Origin of the sequence: Bradyrhizobium sediminis, from assembly GCF_018736085.1 — a bacterium.
Taxonomy (GTDB): Bacteria; Pseudomonadota; Alphaproteobacteria; order Rhizobiales; family Xanthobacteraceae; genus Bradyrhizobium; species Bradyrhizobium sediminis.
This window is the reverse complement of sequence record NZ_CP076134.1, coordinates 696,522-721,870: the sequence shown is the minus strand read 5'-3', so window position 1 is coordinate 721,870 and position 25,349 is coordinate 696,522. Positions and strand designations below refer to the sequence as shown.

Here is a 25,349-nt window from a genome sequence, read left to right as displayed (position 1 = left end):
TGGAGCGTTCCGCCGACGTCGTTCAAAGATTGTGCTTGCCGCTTCGCCAATGCATGTCATAATTCGCCCATTAGTTCAATAGGCGAACAAATCGCGCGACAAGAGGATTTAAGCCGCCATGATGAGCCAGGAGCAGAACGACCTGATCACGCGGACCGGACCGAAGGACCCGTGCGGTAAACTGATGCGGATGTACTGGCAGCCGGCCGCCCTGGTCGACGAACTGCAGGGGCCGCGCCCGGTGCGGCCGGTCAAATTGCTCGGCGAGGACCTCGTGCTGTTTCGCGACGAAGAGGGCCGCTACGGCCTGGTCGACCGCCGCTGCCCGCATCGCGGCGCCGACCTCGCCTTCGGCCGGCTGGAAAACGGCGGCCTGCGCTGCGCCTTCCATGGCTGGCTGTTCGACGCGTCGGGCCAATGCCTGGAGACGCCGGCCGAACCGAAGGACTCGCAGCTGTGCAAGGGCATCCGGCAGCGCGCCTACCCGGTGGTCGAAAGAAGCGGCATCCTCTGGGCCTGGCTCGGCGAAGGCGAGCCGCCGGCCTTTCCCGAGATCGACTGCTTCGTCGCGCCGGACAGCCACACCTTTGCATTCAAGGGCCACATCAACTGCAACTGGCTGCAGGCGCTCGAGGTCGGCATCGACCCGTCGCATGCTTCCTTCCTGCACCGCTTCTTCGAGGACGAGGACACCTCGACCGCCTATGGCAAGCAGTTCCGCGGCGCTTCCGCCGGCAGCGACCTGCCGATGACCAAGATCCTGCGCGAATACGACCGCCCCATCATCAATGTCGAGCACACCGAATACGGGCTGCGCCTGATCACGCTGCGCGAGATCGACGACGAGCGCACCCATGTCCGCGTCACCAACCAGCTGTTCCCGCACGGCTTTGTCATACCGATGAGCACCGAGATGACGATCACGCAGTGGCACGTGCCGGTCGACGACGAAAACTGCTACTGGTACGCGGTCTTCACCTCCTATTCGACGCCGGTCGACAAGAACAAGATGCGCGACCAGCGCCTCGAACTCTACGAATTGCCCGACTACAAGTCGCGCAAGAACAAGACCAACGATTACGGCTTCGATCCGCAGGAACAGCTGACGGCGACCTACACCGGCATGGGCAACGACATCAACGTGCACGACCAGTGGGCGGTGGAATCGATGGGCGCGATCCAGGACCGCACCAGGGAACATCTCGGCCAGGCCGACAAGGCGATCGTGCAGTATCGCCGGCTGCTGCGGCAGCAAATCGAGACAGTCACGGGCGGCGGCCAGCCGATGCTGTTCCTCGACGCCGGCCGCGCGCGCAGCATCCAGGGCCCCGCCACCATGGACGGCATCGGGCCGACGCGGGGCTGGGAGACCTTCTGGATGGAGGTCGACGTCAAGCGCCGCCGCAGCGCGCCATGGGCAGCGCCGGTGCCGAGCGAGATCGCCGAAAAAATCCGCCATCTGAAGGCGGTTTAGCGCTTCATCGTCATTGCGAGCGAAGCGAAGCAATCCAGCTTTACCGCGCAAAGAAAGAATGGATTGCTTCGCTTCGCTCGCAATGACGGCCCCCATATGCAACAATTCCATTGGTTCGTGTCGGACTCTGAGGGAGTGACGCGTTGAGTTTTGTCGAGCGTCACGGACTCTGGTCGAAAGAGCAGAAGGAGGCGGCAGGCCGCCTGCGCCGAATCGTCGAGGAGCAGAAGCTGGAGGTGATCCGGCTGTCGTTCCCCGACCAGCACGGCATTCTCCGGGGCAAGACCCTGGTCGCCAGCGAAGCGCTGGCCTCGCTGGAGAGCGGCTGCTCGATCACCACCACCATGCTGGCCAAGGACACCTCGCACCGCACGGTGTTTCCGGTGTTCACGTCCGGCGGTGGCTTCGGCATGAAGGAGATGGAGGGCGCCGCCGACGTGCTGATGGTGGCCGATCCCACGACCTTCCGCGCGCTGCCGTGGGCGCCGGGCACGGGATGGCTGATGTGCGATCTGCATTTTGCCGACGGGCGCCCGGTGCCGTTCGCGACGCGGAACCTGTACCGGTCGGTTCTCGACGGGCTCGGCAAACGCGGCTACGACTTCGTCGCCGGGCTGGAAGTCGAATTCCACATCTTCAAGCTCGAAGATTCGAAAATGTCGCCGGAGCATGCCGGCCAGCCGGGCACGCCGCCCGATGTCAGCCTGCTGTCGCACGGCTACCAGTACCTGACCGAGCAGCGCTACGACCAGATGGAGCCGGTGCTGGAAATCATCCGGCGCGACGTGCTGGCGCTCGGCCTGCCCCTGCGCTCGGTCGAGGTCGAGTTCGGCCCGAGCCAGTGCGAATTCACCTTTGCGCCAAAAGCCGGGCTCGAGCCCGCCGACAACATGGTGCTGTTCCGCAGCGCCGTGAAGCAGATCGCCCGCCGCCATGGCTACCACGCCACCTTCATGTGCCGGCCGAAACTGCCGAACGTGTTCGCCTCCGGCTGGCATCTGCATCAGTCGCTGGTGTCGCGTTCGAGCGGCGAGAACGCCTTCATGGCCAAGGACGGCGGCGAGGCGCTGAGCCCGTTCGGCCGCGCCTATCTTGCAGGGCTGCTGCAGCACGCCCGCGCCTCGACGGTATTCACGACGCCGACCATCAACGGCTACAAGCGCTACCGTTCCTATTCGCTGGCGCCGGATCGCGCGATCTGGGGACGCGACAACCGCGGCGTCATGATCCGCGTGCTCGGCGGCGCGGGCGATGCCGCGACCCGGCTGGAAAACCGCATCGGCGAGCCTGCCGCCAATCCCTATCTCTACATGGCCTCGCAGATTCTCTCAGGCCTCGACGGCGTCGACCGCAAGCTCGATCCCGGCCCGTCGGCAGATACGCCGTACGAAACCAAGGCCGAACTGTTGCCGAAGACACTGCGCGAAGCGGTGTTCGCGCTGAAGGACGATCCGTTCTTCCGCGACGCGCTGGGCGCCGAGTTTGTCGACTACTACGTCCACATCAAGAACGCCGAGATCGAGCGGTTTCAGGCGGAAGTGTCGGACTGGGAGCAGCGCGAATATTTCGAGATGCTTTGAAGCCTGCAAAACCGATGCATCATGACCGGAACAGTGCGAAGTAGATCACGTACAGCCAGCCCAGAATGCCATGGATGATTGCCCACAGGATCGAATGGTTGGCAGTATAGGATATCGAGATGGCAAGGGCGGAACCAAAGCCCACACCGTATTTTGCTCCCTCGACCCGGACACCATAGTAGCGATTTTCCGCCATGTTCCCCACCTCCGTTGCAGAGTTCGGCAAGTTGGACGCCAGGACGCGAACTCGACTTGTTCCAGATCAATGCGAGCTGTAAGGACGCGCTGCGGCTGAGCGTAATTCGGCGAAGCATTGCTGTGAAGCCCGGGTCATCGTCACGGCGTTACGTGCAAAGATACGCTGGCTGGCGCTCGGACCGATCGACGCAAGTGAGCCGCCAAGGTTGCCCCTGACGGCTCGCTGACTTGAGGTTGGCCGCGTCGGTCGGGGTGCTCCGCGGAGCCGCACCACGTGAAGGCGACCAAACCTTGCCACGCGCAATGCGTTGCTAATCGCCGATCGATGAAAGATCGACTGAGAAACCATGATCCCATCTGCGGCAGATGCAAGACAGGGGCCCTGACGGAAATGCAACCCTGCCCAGGCTCGGGACATGGTCGCCTGCATCGAGATGCTCGCGCGCCTCGTCATATCTGGCGAGCACCTCGGCGCTGAGGCCTCGCCGGAACTCCCACTCCCAAAAGAGGAGAGGTGAAAGACGGGCTCACGGCAGTCTCTCAAACCGACATTGCGAGCGAAGCAATCCAGCTTGCCCTGCAAAGAGAAAAGCCGGATTGCTTGGTCGCTTCGCTCCTCGCAATGACGGCGCTGCTATCAAATCCCGAGATACCGGTGCTGCAGCTCCGGCTCGGCGATCAATTGCTCCGAGCTGCCGCTCCATACCGCCCGTCCCCGTTCGATGATGTAGTGCCGGTCGCAGATCCGGGTGAGGTTCTCGACGTTCTTGTCGATCACCAGGATCGATTGTCCGCGCGCCTTCAACAGCGACAGGCAGCTCCAGATTTCGTCGCGGATCAGGGGCGCGAGGCCTTCGGTGGCCTCGTCCAGAATCAGGAGGCGCGGATTGGTCATCAGCGCGCGGCCGATCGCCAGCATCTGCTGCTCGCCGCCCGACAGCGTGCCGCCCATATTGGCGCCGCGTTCGGCGAGCCGCGGGAACAGCGCGTGGATTTTTTCCAGCGTCCAGGGATCGGCGGCGCCGAGGCGATTGCCGGAGGCGGCGACGAGATTCTCGTACACGGTCAGATTGGGAAAGATCTGGCGCCCCTCGGGGACGAGGCCGATGCCGAGCTGCGCGATCCGGAACGACGGCAGCTGGCGCGCCTCATGTCCGGCGAAGCGGATCGTGCCCGCGCGCGCCGGCGTCAGGCCCATGATCGAGCGGATGGTCGTGGTCTTGCCCATGCCGTTGCGGCCGAGCAGCGCCACCATCTCGCCTGTCCGTACCGACAGCGACATGCCGAACAGCACCTGGCTCAGCCCGTAGCAGGTCTCGATATCTTCGACTTCGAGCAGCGGCGCCAGTTCAACCAATCCTTCATCAGACATGGCGGGTCACCACATGCTGATCGCCGAGATAGGCGCGCTTGACCTCGTCGTGCTTGCGGATCGCGGCCGGCACATCGGAGGCGATGACGCGGCCGTAAACCAGCACGCTGATGCGGTCGGCCAGCGCGAACACCGCGTCCATGTCATGCTCGACCAGCACGATGGCGACTTCGCGCCGCAATTCCTGCAGCAGCTTCACCATGCGCGCGGATTCGGTGGGGCCGAGGCCGGCCATCGGCTCGTCGAGCAACAGGAGTTGCGGCTTGGTGGCGAGTGCGACCGCGAGTTCGAGCTCGCGCTGCTCGCCATGGCTCAATTCCGATACCACGGTGTCGGCGCGGTGACTGAGCCCCACCCGGTCCAGCGCGGAGCGCGCGGCCTCGCGGAGCTGCGGCTCCTTGCGGGCATTGCCCCAGAATCGGAAGGAGTGCCCGGCATGCGCCTGCGCCGCCAGCGCGACATTGTCCGCGGCGGTGAAGTCGGGCAGCAGCGAGGTGATCTGAAACGAGCGCGCCAGCCCGAGCCGGCTGCGGCGGTAGGCCGGCAGCCAGGTGATGTCCTGACCGGCGAAGCGGATGGCGCCGGAATGCGGCAGCAACTGCCCGGTGAGCTGGCTGATGAGCGTGGTCTTGCCGGCGCCGTTCGGGCCGATGATGGCGTGCAGTTCGCCGCTTCTGACCTCGAGCGTGACGTTGTCGGTCGCGATCACGCCGCCGAACCGGCGGACCAGATTTTCGACGTGCAGCAGGGGTTCAGCCACGGCGCAGTCTCCCGAGCAGCCCGTCGATGCCGCCGCGTCCGAACAGCACGATCAGGAGCAGCAGCGGCCCCATGATCAGCGCCCAGTATTCCGTGATCTGCGACAGGAATTCCTCCAGCATCAGAAACACGATCGTACCCAGCACCGGGCCAAACAGCGAGCCCATGCCGCCGAGCACCACCATGACCATGAGATCGCCGGAGCGGGTCCAGTACATCGCCGCCGGGCTGACGAAATCGGTGTTGTTGGCGAGCAGCGCGCCGGCGAGGCCGCAGATGGTGCCCGAGATCACGAAACAGACCAGCCGGTAGCGGTTCACGGAAAAGCCGATCGCCTGCATGCGCCGCTCGTTGGAGCGCAGGCCCTGCACCACCAGGCCGAAGCGCGAATTGACGATGCGCCAGATCAGGTAGATGCCGCCGAGCAGGCAGCCGACGCAGAGATAATAGAACTGCACGCGGTCCGACAGGTTGATGAGGCCGCCGAAATCGCTGCGCTTGTAGATCGTCAAGCCGTCGTCGCCGCCGTAGCGGGCAAGCCCGGAGGCGACGTAATAGGCCATCTGCGCAAACGCCAGCGTGATCATGATGAAATAGACGCCGCGGGTGCGCAGCGAGAGCGCGCCTATCACCAGCGCGAACAGCGCCGATGCCGCCAGCGCCACCGGCCACTGGATGAAGCCGGAGCCGATGCCTTCATGGGCGAGAATGCCGACCGCGTAGCCGCCGATGCCGAGATAGGCGGCATGCCCGAAGCTCATCATGCCGCCATAGCCCATGATGAGATTGAGGCTTGCCGCGGCCAGCGCGTAGATCACGATGCGGGTGAACAGCGTCAGCGCGAAGACGTTGCCGCTGAGCGAGGTATAGAGCGGCAGCAGCAAGAGGCCGGCGACCACCAGCGCCACGATCACGTTGCGGGCGTTGAGCGAAGCGGTCATCGGCGGCTGGCTGGAAACAGCCCCTCCGGCCGCACCACCAGCACGATGGCCATCAACAGATAGATGAGCATCGAGGAGAGCGCGGGGGCTGCGGTGGAGGCGGCGGTCGAACTCAGGACCTGCCGCAGCAGATCGGGCAGGAAGGCGCGGCCGAGCGTATCGATGATGCCGACGAAGATCGCCGCCAGGAAAGCGCCGCGGATCGAGCCGATGCCGCCGATGACGATGATGACGAAGGCGAGGATCAGGATGTTCTCGCCCATTCCGATCTGCACGGTGAGGATCGGCGCCTGCATCAGCCCGGCGAGCCCGGCCAATGCGGCGCCAAGCCCGAACACCAGGGTGTAGAGCAGCTTGATGTTGATGCCGAGCGCGCCGATCATTTCCCGGTTCGACGCGCCGGCGCGGATCAGCATGCCGATGCGGGTGCGCATCACGACGAGATAGAGCAACAGCGCCACCACCAGCGCCACCACGATGATCGCCAGCCGGTAGGCGGGATAATAGACGCCGGGCATGATCGCGATCGGCACCGTCAGCCAGCCCGGCAGCGGCAGCGCCAGGCCCGCCGGGCCCCAGATCAGCCGCACCGCGTCATTGAAGAACAGGATCAACCCGAACGTCGCCAGCACGTGATCGAGATGATCGCGGCCGTAAAGGTGCCGCAGCGCGACGAATTCCAGGACGATGCCGAGCAGCAAGGTCGCGCCGAGCGCCAGCAGCGCGCCGAGCACGAAATTCCCGGTCCACGCCACGAAGGTGGCCGCGAAATAGGCGCCCATCATGTAGAGCGAGCCGTGCGCCAGATTGACGAAGTCCATGATGCCGAACACCAGCGTCAATCCCGCCGCCAGCAGGAACAACAGCAGCCCGAACTGCAGCCCATTCAGGAATTGTTCGACGACAAGCAGCATGCGCGTTCTAGGTCATCTTCCGGTTGCGTAGCATCGTAGTCAGGCATCCCGCGGGCTTCATGGTTCGCGACGCGCGGCGTTGCGGCGCTCCTCGCCATGAGGGTTTGGTAGCCTCATCCTGAGCAGGCGCCAACTGGTCCGCGCCAGGCGGCCCGATGATAGACTGCGCGCCGTCCCGGATGAAGCCACCGATCTGGAAGTCATCGAGTTACAAATCAGATTGCAGGACGTGTTTGCAAGACTTGCAAGCAAGACACGTGCCGGATGGAAAACAGCGGCAGCGCGCGAGCGCCGCCGCCGTGTTGGAGAGGATCGTCAGATCACTTCATCGGGCATTTGTCGTGGAACTTGTCCTGACTGTCCTTGATGATGGTGGCAACGGTTTTCAGCGAAAGCTGGCCGTCGGCGTCCTTGACCACGTCCTGCAGATAGAAGTTCTGGATCGGGATGTGGTTGTTGCCGAACTTGAACGCACCGCGCACCGATTTGAAATTGGCCTTCTCCATCGCCGCCTTCATCTCGTCCTTCTTGCTGGTGTCGCCCTTCACGGCTTCCACCGCGCTGGCGATCAGCTGCGCGGCGTCATAGGACTGCGCGCCGTAGAAGGTCGGACGCAGGCCGGTGTACTTCTTGCGGTAGTCGGCGACGTACTTCTTGTTCTGCTCGTTGGGCAGATCGTTGACCCATTGCTGCGCGCCGGGAACGCCGAGCGCGTTCTCCTTTTGCAGCACCAGCGTCAGTTCGTCGATGGTGAACGCCGTGTAGAGCGGCATCTGCGCCTTCAGGCCGGCCTGCGTATATTGATTGAGGAACTGCACGCCGGCGGCACCCGGATAGAACACGAAGATCGATGCCGCACCGGACGCGCGCGCCTTCGACAGCTCGGCGGAGAAGTCGAGCTGGCTCGGCCAGACCGTGTATTCCTCGCCCTTTATCTCGCCCTTGAACGCGCTCTTGACGCCAGCCAGCATGTCCTTGCCGGCGGCATAGTTCGGGCCGATCAGGAACACCGACTTGACGCCCTTCTGGTTCATGTATTCGCCCATCGCCTGCGGGGTCTGGTCGTTCTGCCACGAGGTCGAAAACACGTAAGGCGAGCACAACTCGCCGGCGACCTGCGACGGACCGGCATTGGCGATGACCAGCATCGTCTTCGAATCCACGATCGGCTTCAGCGAGGCGAGCAGCACGTTCGACCAGATGTAGCCGGCGATGAAGTCGACCTTGTCGGACTGGATCAGTTTCTCGGTCTTCTGCTTGCCGACGTCCGGCTTGAAGGTGTCGTCCTCGTAGATCACCTCGACCGGCTTGCCGCCCATCTTGCGGCCCATGTGATCGAGCGCGAGCTCGAACGAATTGCGCATGTCGTTGCCGATCACGGCGGTCGGGCCGCTGAACGTCGAGACAAACCCGATCTTGATGGTATCTCCCGCCATCGCGGGGTTTGCCAGCGCCAGAACCGTAGCGCCCGCCAGCCAGAATGCCGTTTTCATGTTCGTTCCCTCCTCACTAAGACGTTGCCGTCAGTCAAATTGCCTTCCCCGTTCGAACAGCCCACTTTGCTCCGTTCCCGGGTCACTCTTTTGCAGGTGACGTGTTTTGTGCGCGAAATTGCGGGTCTGCAGCAAGCACGAACCGAAGGCCCTGCCCAAGAACCTTCGGCCCGATGCACACTTTTGTGCACCATAATTCGTATCTGCCTGACATGGCAAGAATTATAGTTCAGGTGGCAACGCCCGCGGACGCCGCAGCCCCCGGGGCCGGTCCTGGCCGGTTTCCGCGCCGCCGGCCCGGGCCTTGGCCATTTTACCCCCACTTAACCCATTTGCCGCCAGACTCGCGCGTCGATGTCGATGGAGGACCGCGATGTCAGTCAGCGAAAGCGTCGCGCGCACCAGGTGGCGCCCCCTGGTGCACATCGACAACGGCAACCGCCTGAACAACACCATGACCGACGGCTTTCAGAACTTGGAAAAGATGTATCACTGCATTGCCGGCGACTGCATGAGCTGGCGCCAATACCACCTGTCGCACTCCAAGGGCAGCGAGGCAGAGGTAAGCCCCACGGCTATTGCGGTTTTGCGGGCAGGCCCGAACTCGACTGAGGGATCCGACCGGACCGCTCGTGCGACGATTTGCCCGGGCCTGATGCCGGCCACCAACGCGATCGAACATCCGCTGACGATGCGTTCAAACTATCGATCGATCGGCAAACCGGGCTTGGACTGAGGGTCCAAATGCCTGCATAATCCGGCCAGCGGAGAGATCTGAAACCGAAGGCTCAGCCCATGACCCCCGAGCAGGCGCGATCGTCAAACCGTCATCACGTGGTGATCGTCGGCGCCGGCTTCGGCGGGTTGGAGGCAACCTATCGGCTGGCAGGCGCGCCGGTCCGCATCACGCTGCTCGACCGCCGCAACCACCATCTGTTCCAGCCGCTGCTCTACCAGGTCGCGACTGCCTCGCTGGCGACGTCGGAGATCGCCTGGCCGATCCGCTATCTCCTGCGCGGCCGGCCTGAAGTGACGACCCTGTTCGCCACGGTGAGCGGCGTCGACGTACAAGGCAAGCGCGTGCTGCTCGATGACGGCGACAGCCTGCCCTACGATACGCTCGTTCTCGCCACCGGCGCGCGGCACGCCTATTTCGGCCACGACGAATGGGAGCCGTTCGCGCCGGGCCTGAAGACGCTGGAGGACGCCACCACGCTGCGGCGGCGGATTCTGGTGGCATTCGAGCGCGCCGAGCGCGAGACCGACCCACAGCGGTGCGCTGCGCTGCTCACCTTCGTCATCGTCGGCGCCGGCCCGACCGGCGTCGAACTCGCCGGCACCATCGCCGAACTGGCAAAGGACACGCTGCCGCCCGACTTCCGCAACATCGACACCCACAGCGCGCGCGTCGTGCTGATCGAGGCGGGGCCGCGCGTGCTGGCGGGCTTTCCCGACGATCTCTCCGCCTACGCGCAGCGCTCGCTCGAAAGCCTCGGCGTCGAAGTGATGTTGAACGAGGCCGTCACCGAATGCTCGGCCGACGGCGTCGTCTACGGTGGCAAGGCGCTGCAGGCGAGGACGCTGATCTGGGCCGCCGGCGTGCGCGCCTCGCCGGCCGCCGAATGGCTCGGCGCACCTCACGACCGCGCCGGCCGGCTGCAGGTCAATCCCGACCTCACCGTCCCCAACCATCCCGACATCTTCGCGATCGGCGATACCGTTGCGATCGACGGCCCCGACGGCAAACCGGTCCCCGGCATTGCACCGGCGGCCAAGCAGCAGGGGCGCTACGTCGCCCAAACCATCAAGGCGCGGCTGCGCGGCGAGACGCTCGGCCCATTTCGTTACCGGCATTCCGGCAGCCTCGCGCAGATCGGCAAGCACAAGGCGGTGATCGATTTCGGCCGCTTCAAGCTGCGCGGGGCCATTGCGTGGTGGATCTGGGGCATCGCCCACATCTATTTCCTGATCGGCCTGCGCAACCGGCTCAGCGTCGCGATCTCCTGGCTCTGGATCCACGCCCGCGACCAGCGCGCCGCGCGCCTGATCACGCAGGGCAGCAGCAAGGTGGTGGGATGAGGTTTCAGCGCGGTGGCTTCATGCTTCGAGACGCGGCTGCGCCGCTCCTCGGAATGAGGTCCTCTATCTCCTCGTGGTGAGGAGCGCGGCAACGCCGCGCATCTCGAAGGATGAGCGGCACACTGGAAAAATGCGCTAGCCCGCGCAGCCGATCCATTCACTCGACGCATCGTCTTCCAGCACTGCCACCGCGGCCGCGCGGCGCGTCAGCACCGCGCGCTGGTTGATATAGCCCTTGTCGGTGATCTCGCCGCCGTCGACGGAAGCAGGCTCGGCGAGCAACAGCGCGCGGGTCGCGTGCGCGGAGGAGCCACCGCCGCTCTGCGCTTTGAGCTTTGCGAGGCCTTGCGCGATGGCGGCACGCACCTTCTCGTTCGCGATCACCTCATGGATGTCGGCGCTGTCGGGCAGGCCGGCATGGGCGCGGCAGGCGGCGATATTGGGAAACACCAGGAAGCGCACGTGATCGCCGCCATGGCCGGTCACGACGATGTCCTGCGCCAGGGGCGCCAGCGCGGTAATGCCGGCGACGCGCAGGGTGCCGACGCTGACCCAGGTGCCGGAATTGAGCTTGAAGTCCTCGGCGACGCGGCCGTCGAAGAACAGTCCGAGTTCGGGCCGGTCCGGGTCGGCAAATGTCACGGCGTCGCCGATCAGATAGAAGCCTTCCGCGTCGAACGCCTGCGCGGTCAGTTCCGGCGCCTTCCAGTAGCCCGGCGTGACATTGGGTCCGCGCACGCGCACCTCGAGCTTGTCGCCGGACGGCACCAGTTTCAGTTCGGTGCCGGGTATCGGCACGCCGATATTGCCGGATCGCTTCGCCTGGAAATGGCAGTCGGTGGCGAGCGGCGAGGTCTCGGTGGAGCCCCAGGCCGACACCATCGGCAGAGCCCGGCCGGTAGTCTTGATCGACAGCTCTTCCATAGCGTCCCAGAGATTCTGCGGCAGCGCCGCGCCGGCATAGAAGGCGAACTTCACCTCGCCGAAGAATTTCCGGCGCAACTCGTCGTCGCCGCGCAACGCCGCGATCAGCATGTCGAAGCCGCGCGGCACGTTGAAGTACACCGTCGGCATCACGCTGCGCAGATTGGCGAGCGACGTCGCGAACAGGCCCGGCGCCGGCTTGCCGCCGTCGATATAGAGCGTGCCGCCGTTGCGCAGCACCAGGTTGAAATTGTGGTTGGCACCGAAGGTGTGGCTCCAGGGCAACCAGTCCAGGATCACCAGATCGTCGCGCGCGGCATCGAGAAAGGACCAGGTCTGCGCCTTGGCCTGCTGGCTCGAGGTCAGCATGCGCTGGGTGTTGATCACGGCTTTCGGCGTGCCGGTCGAGCCCGAGGTGAACAGGAATTTGGCGATCGTGTCCGGCCCGACCGCCGCGAAGGCCTTTGCGACCGCGCCGGCTTCCGGAGTCGCGGCAATGGACCGGAACGAAATCGCATCACTGCCGTCAGCGTCGCCGCTGACGATATCAGCCGTGTGCAGCGGCCTGATCGCCGCCAGTGCCGCCGCGAACGGTCTTATGCTGGAAATATAGATCGCGCCGGGATCGAGCAGCTTGACCATGCTCTTGAGCTTGTCGAAATCCTTCGACACCAGCGAATAGGCCGGCGAGATCGCCGCCGCCGGCACGCCGACATGCATGGCGGCGAGCGCGAACAGCGCATGGTCGACGCTGTTGTCGGAGAGAATGACCAGCGGGCGCTCGGCGCTCAAGCCCCGCGCCAGGATCCAGGCGGCTGTGTTGCGCACCTGCCGCAGCGCATCGCCATAGCTGACGGTCGCCCACGGCGCATCGACACTGGCGCGCTCGCCGAGAAAGATCTTATCGGGCGTTTGCCGCGCCCAGTGCTCGAGCCAGTCGCCGACGCAGCGCGCATGCGGCTGCAGCGGCGTGGCCGATTTCACGATGATGCTGCCGTCGGCGCGGCGATCGGCCACGACCGCGGGCGTTGCGAACAGGGCTGTGGGGTCGTTGCGGCTGATGACAGCAGCTGTCGTCATCGGTTTCCTCCTCGCGCGTTTTCTCGGGATGGCCGCGGACGCCAGCGTCCTTTGGCGGCTGCAGCCTCTCGCGGGCCGCTTTCGACATATTGTTGAGCACAACAATTGTTGTCGTCAACAACAATCTTTTCTTCTCGACGGGGAAACGCTAGATTAAAGGAACGACGCTGGAGAAAAGACGTGTCCAACAAGGCGGCCCAACCGGTATTGAAAAATCCCGTTCCTACCGTCGGCAAGCGGAGGGAAAACGGCAAGACGCGCCGCCCGGATCGCGACGGCGAGATCGGCCTCGACGGGCTGGTCGGCCATGCCGGCTACGCGGTACGGCGCTTCCAAATCTGGATCTTTCAGGATTTTATCCGGACGCTTGCCGCCGTCGACATCAAGCCCACGCAGTATTCTGTCATGACGGTGATCGGCGCGAACCCGGGCATGACCCAGATGGCCGTTGCCAAGCGACTTGGCATCGAGCGCGCCCGGCTGGTGCACCTCCTGGACAGTCTCGAGGCGCGCAATCTGGTCAAGCGCGTTCCTTCACGAACCGACCGGCGGTCGCACGCGCTGCATCTCACTCCCAGCGGGCAGACCTCGCTTCGGCAGTTCAAGATGCTCGCCGCCGAACATGAGCGGCACGTCGACGAAAAAATCGGGCCGGAGAATCGCAGGCGGCTGCTGGAAATTCTCTCCGCATTCCATTGATCGCGGCGCCGGAAGCGCGCCACGGCTTCATGCGTCACGGCACGTCGCGCGCGCTCATGCGCGCTTGCCTGCCGATTGAGGCGCCCACCGGGCAGCCCAGCGCTGCTCGACCTGCCGCTTGATGTTGGCTAGCCCGATCTGTGCCTCTTCGTCGACGCGCTGGATCTGCTCGGCGCTTGCCGCCGTGGGGCGGCGGGGGTTGCGGAGGTGCCTCGTATACCGGGTGGCATCGCCAACGCATTCGAAAGTGTAGCGGACCACGATCGGGCCGATGAAATCGGTATCGGCCTGCACGGTCCAGGCGTTCGGCCGGTCGCTCTCCAGGACCTTCCAGTCCAGCACCACTTCGCCGCGGCGGATGTGCCATTGCTCGCGGAAGGTCTCGCCCGTGCCCAGCGCGCGATCGGCACTGTCGATGCGGTGCGACGCCGCCAGCCATTCCGGCCAGGAATTCGGATTGCAGACATAGTCGTAGACTGCCTCGGGCGGAGCCTCGATCAGGATATCGTGGCGGCGTTCGAAGGAATTCGACATCGGGTACTCCAGGCCAGGCAAGATAAAGAGGTCGCGCCACTGAGGCTTGGCACCCAAGCTAGACGATTGCAGCCGAGCATCGCAAACGGCGCTGCCCATAAATTAATCAAACGCATTACCTGGAAGCGCGCTTATGGCTCCGGCCACGGCTGCAAGAAAAAGCCAAACATCTGGAAAGATGGATCAATCTGTCGGGCTCGATGCCTCGAATCGGCTGTACACAATGGCACACCGCTTGCTTCGATCAGGGAGGAATTTCCCGGAGCGCAGTCCGCCATGGCGAGATCAGCAACCACCAGCCTGCTTGCCGCGGAGCCCGATCCGATCGCGCTCGACTGGAGGGCGACGGCGCTGGTCATCATCGACATGCAGCGCGACTTCCTCGAACCCGGCGGATTCGGCGAGACGCTCGGCAACGACGTCTCGCAACTGGCGCGCGCGGTCGCACCCTGCGCCGCCGTGCTTGGCGCCGCGCGGGCGGCCGGCATCCTGGTGGTGCACACCCGCGAAGGCCATCTGCCTGACCTGTCCGATGCGCCACCGGCGAAGGTCGAGCGCGGCGCGCCGAGCAAGCGCATCGGCGATCCCGGCCCGATGGGGCGGATCCTGATCCGCGGCGAGGCCGGCCACGACATCATCCCCACGCTCTATCCGCTCGACGACGAGATCGTGATCGACAAGCCCGGCAAGGGCGCGTTCTACGCGACCGAGCTGGGCGACACCCTGCGGAAATACGGCGTCGAGAATTTGCTGGTGTGCGGCGTCACCACCGAGGTCTGCGTCAACACCACCGTGCGAGAGGCCAACGACCGCGGCTACCGCTGCGTCGTGCTGGCGGATTGCTGCGCCTCCTATTTCCCCGAATTCCACGAGATGGGCCTGAAGATGATCAAGGCCCAGGGCGGCATCTTCGGCTGGGTCTCGGACTCCGCCGCGGTTCTCAAGGCAATGGCAGCGGAGACTTCTGACCAACCAACGATGGGGGCATCGCGATGAGCACGACCATGACGGCAAGCAAGGGCGAATTCAAACCTGCATTATGGACGCCGGGCGACTGGAACGCGTTGTTCGGCTTCGGCACCAACATTCTCGTCAACATGCTGGTGCTGACGGGGCTGTTGCGCTTCGTGCTGAAGATGCCGGACTCACTCGTGTTCGGCCGCATCCTGCCGGCGCTCGGCCTGATGATGTGCCTCTCGACATTCTACTATGCGTGGCTGGCCTACCGGCTGGCGCAGAAGACCGGCCGCAACGACGTCTGCGCGCTGCCTTCGGGCGTCAGCGTGCCGCACATGTTCATCGTCACCTTCGTGATCATGCTGCCGATCACGCTGAAGACCGGCGACCCCATCAAGGGCTGGTCGGCCGGCCTGGTCTGGGTGTTCTTCCAGAGCTTCATCCTGATGATCGGCGGCTTCATCGCGCCGTATATTCGCAAGATTACACCTCGGGCGGCGCTGCTAGGCACGCTCGCCGGCGTTTCCGTGACCTTCATTTCGATGCGGCCGGCGCTGGAAATGTACATGACGCCGCAGATCGGTCTGGTCTGCTTCGCCATCATCATGGCGAGCTGGTTCGGCGGCGTGAAATATCCGAAGGCGATTCCCGCCGGCCTGGTCGCGATCGCCGCCGGCATGCTGATCGCGTGGGGTTCGAATTTGTTCGGCCTCGGCCTCGGCGGCCTCAGCGTCAAGGGCCTCGGCGATGCCTTCGCGAGCTTCGGCTTCTCGGTGCCGCTGCCGGCGTTCGGCCAGGTGTTTTCCGGCGTCGAATTCCTCGGCATCATCCTGGTCACCGCGATCCCGTTCGGCATCTACGACCTGGTCGAAGCCATGGACAATGTCGAAAGCGCGGAAGCCGCGGGCGACGAATATCCGACCACGCGGGTGTTGACCGCCGACGGCGTCGTCAGCCTGATCGGCTGCCTGATGGGCAATCCCTTCATCAACGCCGTCTATATCGGCCATCCCGGCTGGAAGGCGATGGGCGGCCGGATCGGCTATTCGGCGGCGACCGGCATCATGGTGGTGGTGCTGTCCTGGTTCGGCATCATCTCGGTGCTGCTGGCGCTGGTGCCTGTGGTCGCGATCTCGCCGATCCTGCTCTACATCGGCATGCTGATCGGCGCGCAGGCGTTCCAGACCACGCCGGTCAAGCATGCGCCCGCAATCGTGCTGGCGCTGACGCCGCATCTGGCGGCCTGGGCCAAGCTGCAGATCGACACCATGCTGGCGTCGACCCTCAGTGCCGCGCAGGCAGTAGGCGGGCTGGCGGCCGACAAGGCCGGTGCGGTCAAGGCCGCGGCGATCGCAGCACTGCCGCAGCAGGGCGTGCTCTATCACGGGCTCGACGTGATGGGCGGCGGCTCGATCCTCACCGGCCTCGTGCTCGGCGCCATCGGCGTCTTCGTCATCGAGCGCGACTTCGTCAAGGCGTCGGCGTTCGCGCTGGCCGGCGCGGTGCTGACCTATTTCGGCTTCATGCATGGCGAGGCCGTCGGTATCGGCGGCGGATTGGGGGTAACCCCCGCCGTCGCGCTGGCCTATGTCCTGGTGGCTGCGGTATTCTTCGCGCTGGCGAAACTCGGCACCTCTTCCCTTCCCGTTTCGCAACCGGAGACGCCCCTTGCCGCACCCGCAGAATGAGTCGTTTCCGACCGGGGCGGCACGTGACTGAAACCGTCGCCGAAATCGTCGCCGCGCATCGCGGCGGCGCCATGTCGCCTGCGCAAACCGTCGCGCGCAGTTTCCAGCGGATTCGCGATCACAACGATCCCGCGGTCTTCATCAGCCTGCGCAACGAGAGACAAGCGCTGGCGGAGGCCGAGGCGCTATCGAACAAGGATGCCGCGCAGTTGCCGCTTTACGGCGTCCCGGTGGCGGTAAAGGATAATATCGACGCCGCCGGCCTGCCCACCACGGCGGCCTGCCCGGCGTTTTCCTACCTGCCGGCCCACGATGCCACGGCTGTCGCCAGACTGCGCGCGGCCGGCGCCATCGTCATCGGCAAGACCAACCTCGACCAGTTCGCCACCGGCCTGGTCGGCGTGCGCTCGCCCTACGGCATTCCAGCCAATCCGGTGCGCGGCGATCTGATTCCGGGCGGATCGAGTTCGGGCTCGGCGGTCGCCGTGTCGGCGGGACTGGTGCCGCTTTCGCTCGGCACCGACACCGCCGGAAGCGGCCGCGTGCCGGCGATGCTCAACAATATCGTCGGGCTGAAGCCGAGCCTCGGGCTGATCTCGACGTCGGGCGTGGTGCCGGCCTGCCGCACGCTGGATTGCGTGTCGATCTTCGCGCTCGGCGTCGATGACGCGATGACCGCGCTTGGCGCCATCGCCGGACCCGATGCGGCCGATCCCTATTCGCGCAACCGGCCCTTGGCGCCGATGACGGCGTTTCCGAACCAGCTCCGGCTCGGCGTGCCGCGCAACGGCCAGCTGATCTATTTCGGCGACAAGGCTTCCGAGCAGGCCTATGGCGAGGCGCTGAAACGCTGGACCGCGCTCGGCGCCACGCTGGTCGAGTTCGACCTCGAACCGTTCTACGAGACCGCGCGGCTGCTTTATGAGGGGCCGTGGGTGGCGGAACGCTATCTGGTGATCCGCGACCTGCTGGCGTCATCGCCGGACGCGATCCATCCGGTGACGCGCGAAATCACCATTGCCGGCGCGCGGCTTTCCGCCGCCGACACCTTTGCCGCGCTGTACCGCCTGCAGACGCTGCGCCGGGTCGCCGAGCGCGCCTTCGCCAATATCGACGCGCTGGTGCTGCCGACGGCGCCGACCGCCTACACGACCGCGCAGGTGCTGGCCAATCCGGTCGAGCTCAACTCCAGGCTCGGCACCTACACCAATTTCGTCAATCTGCTCGACCTCTGCGGCCTGGCGCTGCCGGCGGCGATCCGGCCCGACGGCATTCCGTTCGGCATTACGCTGCTGGCGCCCGCCGGGCAGGACGCATGGCTGGCCTCGATTGGCCGCGTCTTTCATGCCGACACTGGACTTGCGATGGGCGCCAAAGGCCTGCCGCAACCGCCGCTCGCGGCGCTGGCCGCGGGCGCGAGCAGCGATGAAATCGCCATCGCCGTGGTCGGCGCACATCTGTCGGGCATGGCGCTGAACGGCGAATTGAAGGCGCTCGGCGGACGCCTGATCGAGGCCGCGGTGACGGCGCCCGACTACAAGCTCTATGCGCTTCCCACCACGCCGCCCAAACCCGGCATGCTGCGCGTTGCGGCGGGCGCTGGAACCTCGATCACGCTGGAACTGTGGGCGCTATCGGCGGCGAGTTTCGGAAAGTTCGTCGCCGCAATCCCGCCGCCGCTGTCGATCGGCACCGTGCGCCTCGCCGACGGCCGCGGCGTGAAAGGCTTTCTCGTCGAGCCCGCCGATATCGGCGCCGCGCGCGACATTTCCGCCTTCGGCGGCTGGCGCGCGTTCATGGCGGAGAAGGTGGCGGTGTGATGGGGGCGAATGGGGAGTAGCGAATGGCGAATAGCAAGGAAACCTTCCCTATTCGCTATTCGCCACTCCCTACTCGCCCCTCTGTTCGCTACTCGCCATTCGCCTTCTCACACCGACACCGCATAGATCTCGTATTCCCCGCGCACCAGTTCGATATGCGCGCGCATCGCGGCTGCCGCGCCGGCCTTGTCGCCGCGCATGATCGCGACCACGACGCGGTCGTGCTCGGCATGCGATTTCGCCAGCCGCCCGAGATTGCGGAACTGGGCGCGGCGGAACGGCTGCACCCGCACCCTGGTGGCCAGCGTCATCTCGGCGATGTAGCCGTTCTGCGAACCGGCATAGATCGCATTGTGAAAGCGCTCGTTGACCTCGTGAAAGCGGTCGGGGTTGCCGGCATGGCTCAGCATCCGTAACTCCTCGTGGATCGCCTCCAGCCGCTGCCGCTCCGCCGGCGGCATCCGCTCCGCGGCAAGCCCGGCGCACAACGCCTCGAGCTCCGCCATCGCCTCGAACATTCCGGTCAGCCGTTCGAGCGAGGGCCGCGCCACCACGGCGCCGCGATGCGCCCGCGCATCGACCAGGCCGCTGGCGGCCAGCTGCCGCAGCGCCTCGCGCACCGGGGTGCGCGAAACGTTGAAACGCCGCGCGATCTCGGTCTCATCGAGCGAAGCTCCCGGCGGCAGCGCGCCGCGGACGATTTCATCGGCGAGCTGCAGCCGCAGTTCCTCGGCGCGCGTGATCTTGTCCGGGATCGGCGAAGGCCGGTCGACGCGGCGAACCACCGCCTCCGCCTCATGGAGCGGGCGCTGCGGCGCGCTGGTGGGGGGATCTTCGAGGCTCATGGCTTTTGACCCGCGTCCTTGGGTTCGTCGATGATGCTGACATGGGCGGCGACGATCTTCCAGCCTTCGGGAAATCGCACCCAGGTCTGCATCTGCCGGCCGACGCGGCCGGGCATCGAGTCGCGATAGAACAAGGTCGAGGCCACGGCGGCGTCGCGGCCATAGGCGGTGATTACCGTCTGCGCCGTCCGGCGCATCAGCCCGACCGGCGAGCGCGCCGCGCGGAATGCCATGATCGCGTCGATGCCGTAGAGATTTTCGCCGATGCCGTAGCGCAACGTGCGGGAATCCGCACGGAACAATTCGTCGAGCACGGCGACGTCGTTCGACACCAGCGCCTTTTCATACCGCGCGAACTGCTCGGTCACCTCGGCGAGCACGTCGGGAAGATCGACGTCCATTCTACAACCCTCTCGGCTGCGGTGCTGCAACCACGCCGGCGCGCTCCAGCGCGAAGGCTGCGCGCAGCGCGATATCTTCGCGCCAGGGCGCGGCGATGAGCTGCACCCCGATCGGCATCGGCTGCAGCGGAACCGGCACCGCCACCACCGGCAGGCCGATGAAGGAGATCGGCTGGGTGTGGATGCCGATATTGGCGCGCACCGGCAACTCGACGCCGTCGAGCACGAAGGTCGCCTGCCCCAGTTTCGGCGCGACGCAGGGCGTCGCCGGCGCGATGATCACGTCGACCGTCTCGAACAGCTCCAGCACCTGGGCGCGGTACCAGCGGCGGAATTTCTGCGCGCGGTCGACCAAAGGCGCCGGAACCATGGCGCCGGCCAGCAGGCGGTCGCGCACCGCCGGATCGAAATCGTTCGGCCGCTTGCGCAGCCGATCGAGATGCAGCGAGGCGCCTTCGGTCGTGGAGATAACGTAGGCGGCGGCACGGGCGCGCGCGGCCTCGGGAATTTCGATCATGCGCGTGGCGCCCAGCCCCTTGGCGACGCGGGCGACGGCCTCGACCGCTTCGGGGAAAACGTTGCTCTGGAAATATCCGCCGGCAATGGCGATGCGAAGTCCGCCGATGTCCCGCGAGAGCAGCGGCCCGACCGGCTCGACGGGACGCGTGCTGCACGCCGCATCGTCGGCATCCGGCCCCTGCATCGCGTCATAGGCCAGCGCGAGATCGCCGACATTGCGCGCGAACGGACCGAGATGATCGAAGCTCGCCACGAACGGAAACGACCTGGCGCGCGACAGCCGGCCATAGGTCGGCTTCAGTCCGAAGATACCACAGAACGACGACGGCACCCGGATCGAGCCGTTGGTGTCGGAGCCGAGCGCCAGCGGAACCAGCCGGCCGCCGACCGCGCTGCCGGAGCCGCCCGACGAGCCGCCGCTCATCCGCGTCGGATCGTGCGGATTGCGCGACGGTCCGTCATGTACGTTTTCGCCGGTGAAGTCGTAGGCGTATTCGCCCATATTGAGCGCGCCGACCAGCACCGCGCCGGCCGCTTCCATGCGCTCGATCAGGGTAGCGTCGCGCCGCGACGGCGCAAGGTCGCGGTTGATCTTCGATCCGGCGCGGGTGGAGAGCCCCTGCACGTCGAACAGGTTCTTGACCGCGAACGGCACGCCGGCGAGCGGGCCTACGGTCTTGCCGGCGGCAAGCGCATCATCGACCGCCCGCGCCTTTGCGCGCGCGCGTTCAGCGGTGACGTCGGTGAAGGAATTCAGGACGGAATCGTGCCTTGCGATACGCGCCAGCGCCGCTTCGGTGACGCTGACTGCGGACATCTTGCCACCAGAGACGCCCCGCGCGATTGCCGAGGCCGACAGCTCGTCAGAGTTTGCGGTCATGGCGATATCAGGCTGCGAAGACACTGGCCGGCTCGGTTTCATCAGGCAGCGGGAATTCGTCGACCAGCCGGGCCAGCCGCAGCGACACCTCGAGATTGGCCCTGACCGCCGGCCGCCAGGCCTCCTCGACCGGCAGCGCCAGCGCCTTGGCGACGGCGTCCATGTAAGCATCGAGCGGATCGGGGTTCTTAGCAGTCAACCTTGTCTCCCTTCTCGTCATCGCCCGGCTTGACCGGGCGATCCAGTAAACACCAGCGTCAGTGTTTACTGGACGCCCCGCCTTCGCGGAGCATGACAACTAAACCGGCAGCGGCGGATGCGGAATCGCCGTCAGCAATTCCCTGGTATAGTCATCCTGCGGATCGCCCAGCACCCGTTCGGACGGGCCCTGCTCGACGATTCGCCCCGACCGCATCACAATGACACGATCGCACAGCAACCGCACCACATTCAAATCATGCGACACGAACAGATAGCTCATGCCCATCGACGCCTTGAGATCCTGCAGCAGGTTCAGCACCACCGCCTGCACGGAGACGTCGAGCGCCGCGGTCGGCTCGTCGAGAATCACGAGCTTCGGGTGCAGCGCGATGGCGCGGGCGATGCCGACGCGGGCTTTCTGGCCGCCGGACAATTGGTGCGGAAAGCGGTCGAGCAGGTTGACCGGCAGGCCGACCAGTCCTGCCAGTTCCTCGCAGCGGGCGCGTAGCGCGTCGCGACCCCTGATATCGCCAAGCTGCATGATCGGATCGACGATGGCTCGCGCGGCGGTAAAGCGGGGATTGAGGCTGTCGGTCGGATCCTGGAACACCATCTGGATGCTCTTGCGCAACGGCAGCCGCGCGAAGGCATTGGGCAGGATGGCGCCGATCTCCTCGCCGTCGAACATGATGCGGCCCGAGGTCTGGTCCAGGAGCCGCATCACCATCATCGACGTGGTGGATTTGCCGCAGCCGGATTCGCCGACCAGGCCGACGCTCTCGCCGTGGCCGACGCTGAATGAAATGCCGTCGACGGCGCGGAATTGTTCGGTTTCAACCGGCGGCTTGCGCGAGAACAGTTTTGCCAGTGTCGCCGTAGCGCCCTTGCGTGGGTATTCCTTGACCAGCTTCTCGACGAGGAGAAGCGGCTTTGCGTCGCCGCCTGTCGAATCGTCACCCCCGGGCTTGACCCGGGGGTCCATCGCCTTCGAAGAAGAGTCTGCCGAAGAAAGATGGATGGCCGGGCATAGGCGAGCGGAAGCGACGCCGTCCTTCGGACGGCTATGCCCGGCCATGACGGGTGTTGGGTGCGGCGCAATCGCGGGAAGCTTTGCCGCCTCCTCCTCCGGCAACAGGTCGCGCAGGGACACGCCGAGCCGCGGCGTCGCGCGCATCAGCTTCCTGGTGTAGGCGTGTTGCGGATTGGCAAAAATATCCGCCGACAGCGCGGTCTCGACCACGCGGCCCTTCTCCATCACCACCACGCGGTCGCAATAGGCCGCGGCGAGGCCGAGATCGTGCGTGATCAGGATCGTCGACATGCCCCGGCTCCTGGTCAGTTCGACGATCAGGTCCATCACCGCCTTCTGCGTGGTGACGTCGAGGCCGGTGGTCGGCTCGTCCGCGATCAGAAGCTGCGGATTGCAGGCCAGCGCCAGCGCGATCACCACGCGCTGGCACATGCCGCCGGACAGCTCGAACGGATAGGCATGGTAGCGCTCGCGCGGCCGGGCGATCTTGACCGCTTCCAGCGCCTCGATCGCCTTCTCGCCGCGGTCGCTGGCGGCGGCCTGCACATGCTGGCGCAGCACGTCCCCGATCTGGTCGCCGACTTTCCGGATCGGGTTCAGCGCGGCGCGCGGGTTCTGGAAGATCATCGAGATTTCGCGGCCGCGCAGGTCGCGCATCTGGTCTTCGGTCGCGGTCCTGACGTCGATGCCTGAAAACATCACCGATCCCTCGGCGATCTTGCCGGCGCGGTCGAGGATCCGCATGACGGCGTAGGAGGTGACGGACTTGCCGGAGCCGGATTCGCCGACGATGCCGAGCGTCTCGCCCTTGGCGACCGCGATATTGACGTGCTGCACCGCCTTCACGATGCCGCGCCTTGTGGCGAATTCCACCGTGAGGTCGTTGACGTCGAGCAGCGGCTGCGCGGTCATGATTATCCTCAGGTCCTTCGTTGCGGGTCGACGATGTCGCGCAGGCCGTCGCCGAGCAGGTTGAAGCAGAACACCGCGGTCATCAGCGCGAGGCCGGGAAACAGCGCGATCCACCACTCGCCCGAGACCATGAAGCCGGCGCCTTCCGCGACCATGATGCCCCATTCGGCGGTCGGCGGCCGTACCCCGAGGCCGATGAACGACAGGCCGGCGGCGTTGAGGATGGCGTAGCCCATGGTCAGCGACATCTGCACGATCATGATCGGCATGATGTTCGGCAGAATGTGCACCAGCAGAATCCGGAACTCGCCATTGCCCGACAATCGTGCCGCCTGCACGAATCCGGCGTCGCGCCGCACATTGGCTTCCGCACGGGCGACGCGCGCGTAAAGCGGAAAATTCACGATCGCGGTTGCGATGATGATGTTCTGCACGGTATTGCCGAGTGCCGCCACGATGCCCATCGCGAGGACGAACAGCGGAAACGCCATGATGGTGTCGGCGATGCGGCCGACGATACGGTCGGTCCAGCCGCCGAAATAGCCGGCGGCGATGCCGGCAAGACCGCCCATCAGGAACACCAGCGCCACCGACGCCACCGCGATGAAGGTGTCGAGCCGGGTCGCCACGATGACCCGGCTGAAGATGTCGCGGCCGAGCTGGTCGGTGCCGAACCAGTGCGCCGCCGACGGCGGCTTCAGCGCGGATGCGGTGTCGGACGCCAGCGGATCGTAGGGAACGACGTAGGGACCGAACAGCGCAGCAAACAGGATGATGACCAGGAGGCCGAATGCGAACGCGGTGACGCGGTTCTCGCTGAGCACATAGCGGGTGTGTTCGAAGATCGCCGCCAGCCCGGAAGTGCGTGCTGGTCCGGCAGGTTCGACGGCAGGCGCCACGCTGCTCATGCTTCCACCCCTACCCTTCTAGCCTTACCCTGGGATCGATCACGCCGTAGAGGATGTCGATCAGGAGATTGAGCAGCACGTACATCACCGCCATGGTCAGCACGAAGCCCTGCACCGGCGCGAAATCCGACGAGATCAGGGCTTCCACCGCGTAGGAGCCGATGCCGGGCCAGGCGAAAACCTTTTCCACCAGCACGTTGGCCCCCAGCAGGAACGAGAACACCATGCTCAGCGTGGTGATGACCGGCAGCATGGCGTTGCGGAAGGCGTAGGTGACGATCACGGTGCCCGGCGAAAGGCCGCTGGCGCGCGCGGTGCGCACGAAGTCCGACGACAGCACCGCCAGCATCGAGGCCCGCGTCATGCGAGCGATCGGCGCCAGCGAGAACACGGCTAGCGTCATCGCGGGCAGGATCAACTGGCTCAGCGCCGAACGAAAGGTCTCGAGGTCGCGCGCGATCAGGGCGTCGATCAGATAGAAGCCGGTCACTGAATTCGGCGCACTGTAGAACACATCGAGCCGCCCCAGCGGCGCCGGCGACCACCCGAGCCGGAAATAGAAGACATAGACCAGCACCAATCCGGTAAAGAACACCGGCAGCGACACGCCGGCCGTCGTCGTCACCCGGCAGAGATGATCGATCCACGAGCCCGGCCGGGTCGCCGCCATGACGCCGAGCGGAATCGCGATCACGATCGAGACCACGAGACCGAGCAAAGTGAGTTCGGCGGAGGCCGGCAGGCGGTTGCGGATTTCAGTTGCGACCGGCTGACCGGTAGTGAGCGAACTGCCGAAATCGCCGTGGATGAGATCGTTGGTGTAGCGAAAGAACTGCTCGATCAGCGGCTTGTCGAGGCCGAGCTTCTTGCGGATCTGCTCGACCGCCTCCTTGGTCGCCGCCGGCCCTGCGAAATACGCCGCGGGGTCGCCGGGCAGCGCCCGGGTCAGCAGGAAGGTGACGATCACGACCCCGATCAGGCTCGGGATCGCAAACATCAGCCGCTTGCCGATCATGGTCAGCATGGCGCGCTCGCGCGCCATGCGAATAGCGAATGGCGAATGGCGAATGGACAACCGTCGCTGCTCTCTGTCACTATTCGCTACTCCCTATTCGCCATTCGCCATTTCGCCATTCGCCCC

The 25,349-nt window shown here is 65.4% G+C and carries 23 protein-coding genes; 8 read left to right on the top strand and 15 right to left on the bottom strand.

Annotated elements, in window-relative coordinates:
• The first annotated feature begins 118 nt into the window (after positions 1-118).
• The gene (locus KMZ29_RS03455; RefSeq protein WP_215622461.1) at positions 119-1,474 is read left to right on the top strand and encodes an aromatic ring-hydroxylating dioxygenase subunit alpha; all 1,356 of its coding nucleotides are present in this window, start codon (positions 119-121) and stop codon (positions 1,472-1,474) included.
• A gap of 143 nt (positions 1,475-1,617) precedes the next feature.
• Positions 1,618-3,054 (top strand): glutamine synthetase family protein, encoded by a 1,437-nt coding sequence (locus KMZ29_RS03450; RefSeq protein ID WP_215622460.1) that lies wholly within the window; start codon positions 1,618-1,620, stop codon positions 3,052-3,054.
• Positions 3,055-3,073: 19 nt separating this feature from the next.
• Here the strand turns inward: KMZ29_RS03450 and KMZ29_RS03445 are convergent, their stop codons facing one another.
• From KMZ29_RS03445 to KMZ29_RS03420, 6 genes are all read right to left on the bottom strand, one after another.
• Entirely contained in the window at positions 3,074-3,250 is a 177-nt protein-coding gene (locus KMZ29_RS03445) for a hypothetical protein (RefSeq protein WP_215604681.1), read from the bottom strand.
• A 639-nt stretch (positions 3,251-3,889) separates the two neighbouring features.
• Complete coding sequence (locus tag KMZ29_RS03440; protein ID WP_215622459.1) at positions 3,890-4,624, bottom strand: ABC transporter ATP-binding protein; 735 nt, start codon at positions 4,622-4,624, stop codon at positions 3,890-3,892.
• Positions 4,617-5,384, bottom strand: a complete 768-nt coding sequence (locus KMZ29_RS03435) for an ABC transporter ATP-binding protein (RefSeq protein ID WP_215622458.1) — start codon at positions 5,382-5,384, stop codon at positions 4,617-4,619. Before KMZ29_RS03435 ends, KMZ29_RS03440 begins: the two co-directional genes overlap by 8 nt.
• Positions 5,377-6,324, bottom strand: a complete 948-nt coding sequence (locus tag KMZ29_RS03430; RefSeq protein WP_215622457.1) for a branched-chain amino acid ABC transporter permease — start codon at positions 6,322-6,324, stop codon at positions 5,377-5,379. The genes KMZ29_RS03435 and KMZ29_RS03430 overlap by 8 nt, the downstream gene beginning before the upstream one ends.
• Positions 6,321-7,238, bottom strand: coding sequence for a branched-chain amino acid ABC transporter permease (locus tag KMZ29_RS03425; RefSeq protein WP_215622456.1), 918 nt, complete (start codon positions 7,236-7,238; stop codon positions 6,321-6,323). The genes KMZ29_RS03430 and KMZ29_RS03425 overlap by 4 nt, the downstream gene beginning before the upstream one ends.
• Positions 7,239-7,558: 320 nt before the next feature.
• Positions 7,559-8,731 carry an ABC transporter substrate-binding protein gene (locus tag KMZ29_RS03420; protein ID WP_215622455.1) on the bottom strand — a complete coding sequence of 391 codons (1,173 nt, stop codon included), beginning with the start codon at positions 8,729-8,731 and terminating at the stop codon, positions 7,559-7,561.
• A 373-nt stretch (positions 8,732-9,104) separates the two neighbouring features.
• Here KMZ29_RS03420 and KMZ29_RS03415 point away from each other — a divergent pair, with 373 nt between their 5' ends.
• A complete protein-coding gene (locus tag KMZ29_RS03415) occupies positions 9,105-9,467 on the top strand; it encodes a hypothetical protein (protein ID WP_249779817.1) in 363 nt (120 codons plus the stop codon).
• A gap of 59 nt (positions 9,468-9,526) precedes the next feature.
• Positions 9,527-10,810 carry an NAD(P)/FAD-dependent oxidoreductase gene (locus KMZ29_RS03410; protein ID WP_215622454.1) on the top strand — a complete coding sequence of 428 codons (1,284 nt, stop codon included), beginning with the start codon at positions 9,527-9,529 and terminating at the stop codon, positions 10,808-10,810.
• A 135-nt stretch (positions 10,811-10,945) separates the two neighbouring features.
• Here KMZ29_RS03410 and KMZ29_RS03405 read toward each other — a convergent pair whose 3' ends face one another.
• A complete protein-coding gene (locus tag KMZ29_RS03405) occupies positions 10,946-12,814 on the bottom strand; it encodes a feruloyl-CoA synthase (protein ID WP_215622453.1) in 1,869 nt (622 codons plus the stop codon).
• A gap of 207 nt (positions 12,815-13,021) precedes the next feature.
• Here KMZ29_RS03405 and KMZ29_RS03400 point away from each other — a divergent pair, with 207 nt between their 5' ends.
• Positions 13,022-13,513, top strand: coding sequence for a MarR family winged helix-turn-helix transcriptional regulator (locus KMZ29_RS03400; RefSeq protein WP_215624124.1), 492 nt, complete (start codon positions 13,022-13,024; stop codon positions 13,511-13,513).
• Positions 13,514-13,567: 54 nt separating this feature from the next.
• Here the strand turns inward: KMZ29_RS03400 and KMZ29_RS03395 are convergent, their stop codons facing one another.
• Entirely contained in the window at positions 13,568-14,047 is a 480-nt protein-coding gene (locus KMZ29_RS03395; protein WP_215622452.1) for an SRPBCC family protein, read from the bottom strand.
• 276 nt (positions 14,048-14,323) lie between these two features.
• Here KMZ29_RS03395 and KMZ29_RS03390 point away from each other — a divergent pair, with 276 nt between their 5' ends.
• Genes KMZ29_RS03390 through atzF form a run of 3 tightly spaced genes read left to right on the top strand, consistent with a single transcriptional unit; the run spans position 14,324 to position 18,512 of the window.
• Entirely contained in the window at positions 14,324-15,043 is a 720-nt protein-coding gene (locus KMZ29_RS03390) for a cysteine hydrolase family protein (RefSeq protein WP_215622451.1), read from the top strand.
• Entirely contained in the window at positions 15,040-16,692 is a 1,653-nt protein-coding gene (locus KMZ29_RS03385; RefSeq protein ID WP_215622450.1) for a regulator, read from the top strand. The genes KMZ29_RS03390 and KMZ29_RS03385 overlap by 4 nt, the downstream gene beginning before the upstream one ends.
• Positions 16,689-18,512 carry an allophanate hydrolase gene (gene atzF / locus KMZ29_RS03380; protein ID WP_215622449.1) on the top strand — a complete coding sequence of 608 codons (1,824 nt, stop codon included), beginning with the start codon at positions 16,689-16,691 and terminating at the stop codon, positions 18,510-18,512. The genes KMZ29_RS03385 and atzF overlap by 4 nt, the downstream gene beginning before the upstream one ends.
• A gap of 107 nt (positions 18,513-18,619) precedes the next feature.
• Here atzF and KMZ29_RS03375 read toward each other — a convergent pair whose 3' ends face one another.
• From KMZ29_RS03375 to KMZ29_RS03345, 7 genes are all read right to left on the bottom strand, one after another.
• Positions 18,620-19,357 (bottom strand): GntR family transcriptional regulator, encoded by a 738-nt coding sequence (locus tag KMZ29_RS03375; RefSeq protein WP_215622448.1) that lies wholly within the window; start codon positions 19,355-19,357, stop codon positions 18,620-18,622.
• Entirely contained in the window at positions 19,354-19,758 is a 405-nt protein-coding gene (gene hpxZ / locus KMZ29_RS03370) for an oxalurate catabolism protein HpxZ (RefSeq protein WP_215614481.1), read from the bottom strand. Before hpxZ ends, KMZ29_RS03375 begins: the two co-directional genes overlap by 4 nt.
• A gap of 1 nt (position 19,759) precedes the next feature.
• Positions 19,760-21,157 (bottom strand): AtzE family amidohydrolase, encoded by a 1,398-nt coding sequence (locus KMZ29_RS03365; protein ID WP_215622447.1) that lies wholly within the window; start codon positions 21,155-21,157, stop codon positions 19,760-19,762.
• Positions 21,158-21,164: 7 nt separating this feature from the next.
• Positions 21,165-21,320 carry a DUF4089 domain-containing protein gene (locus tag KMZ29_RS03360; protein WP_369810111.1) on the bottom strand — a complete coding sequence of 52 codons (156 nt, stop codon included), beginning with the start codon at positions 21,318-21,320 and terminating at the stop codon, positions 21,165-21,167.
• Positions 21,321-21,455: 135 nt separating this feature from the next.
• Positions 21,456-23,300, bottom strand: coding sequence for a dipeptide ABC transporter ATP-binding protein (locus KMZ29_RS03355; RefSeq protein WP_215622445.1), 1,845 nt, complete (start codon positions 23,298-23,300; stop codon positions 21,456-21,458).
• An 8-nt stretch (positions 23,301-23,308) separates the two neighbouring features.
• Positions 23,309-24,208: an ABC transporter permease gene (locus tag KMZ29_RS03350; protein ID WP_215622444.1), complete on the bottom strand. Its 900-nt coding sequence runs from the start codon at positions 24,206-24,208 to the stop codon at positions 23,309-23,311.
• 10 nt (positions 24,209-24,218) lie between these two features.
• A complete protein-coding gene (locus KMZ29_RS03345) occupies positions 24,219-25,232 on the bottom strand; it encodes an ABC transporter permease (RefSeq protein WP_215624123.1) in 1,014 nt (337 codons plus the stop codon).
• Positions 25,233-25,349 lie beyond the last annotated feature (117 nt).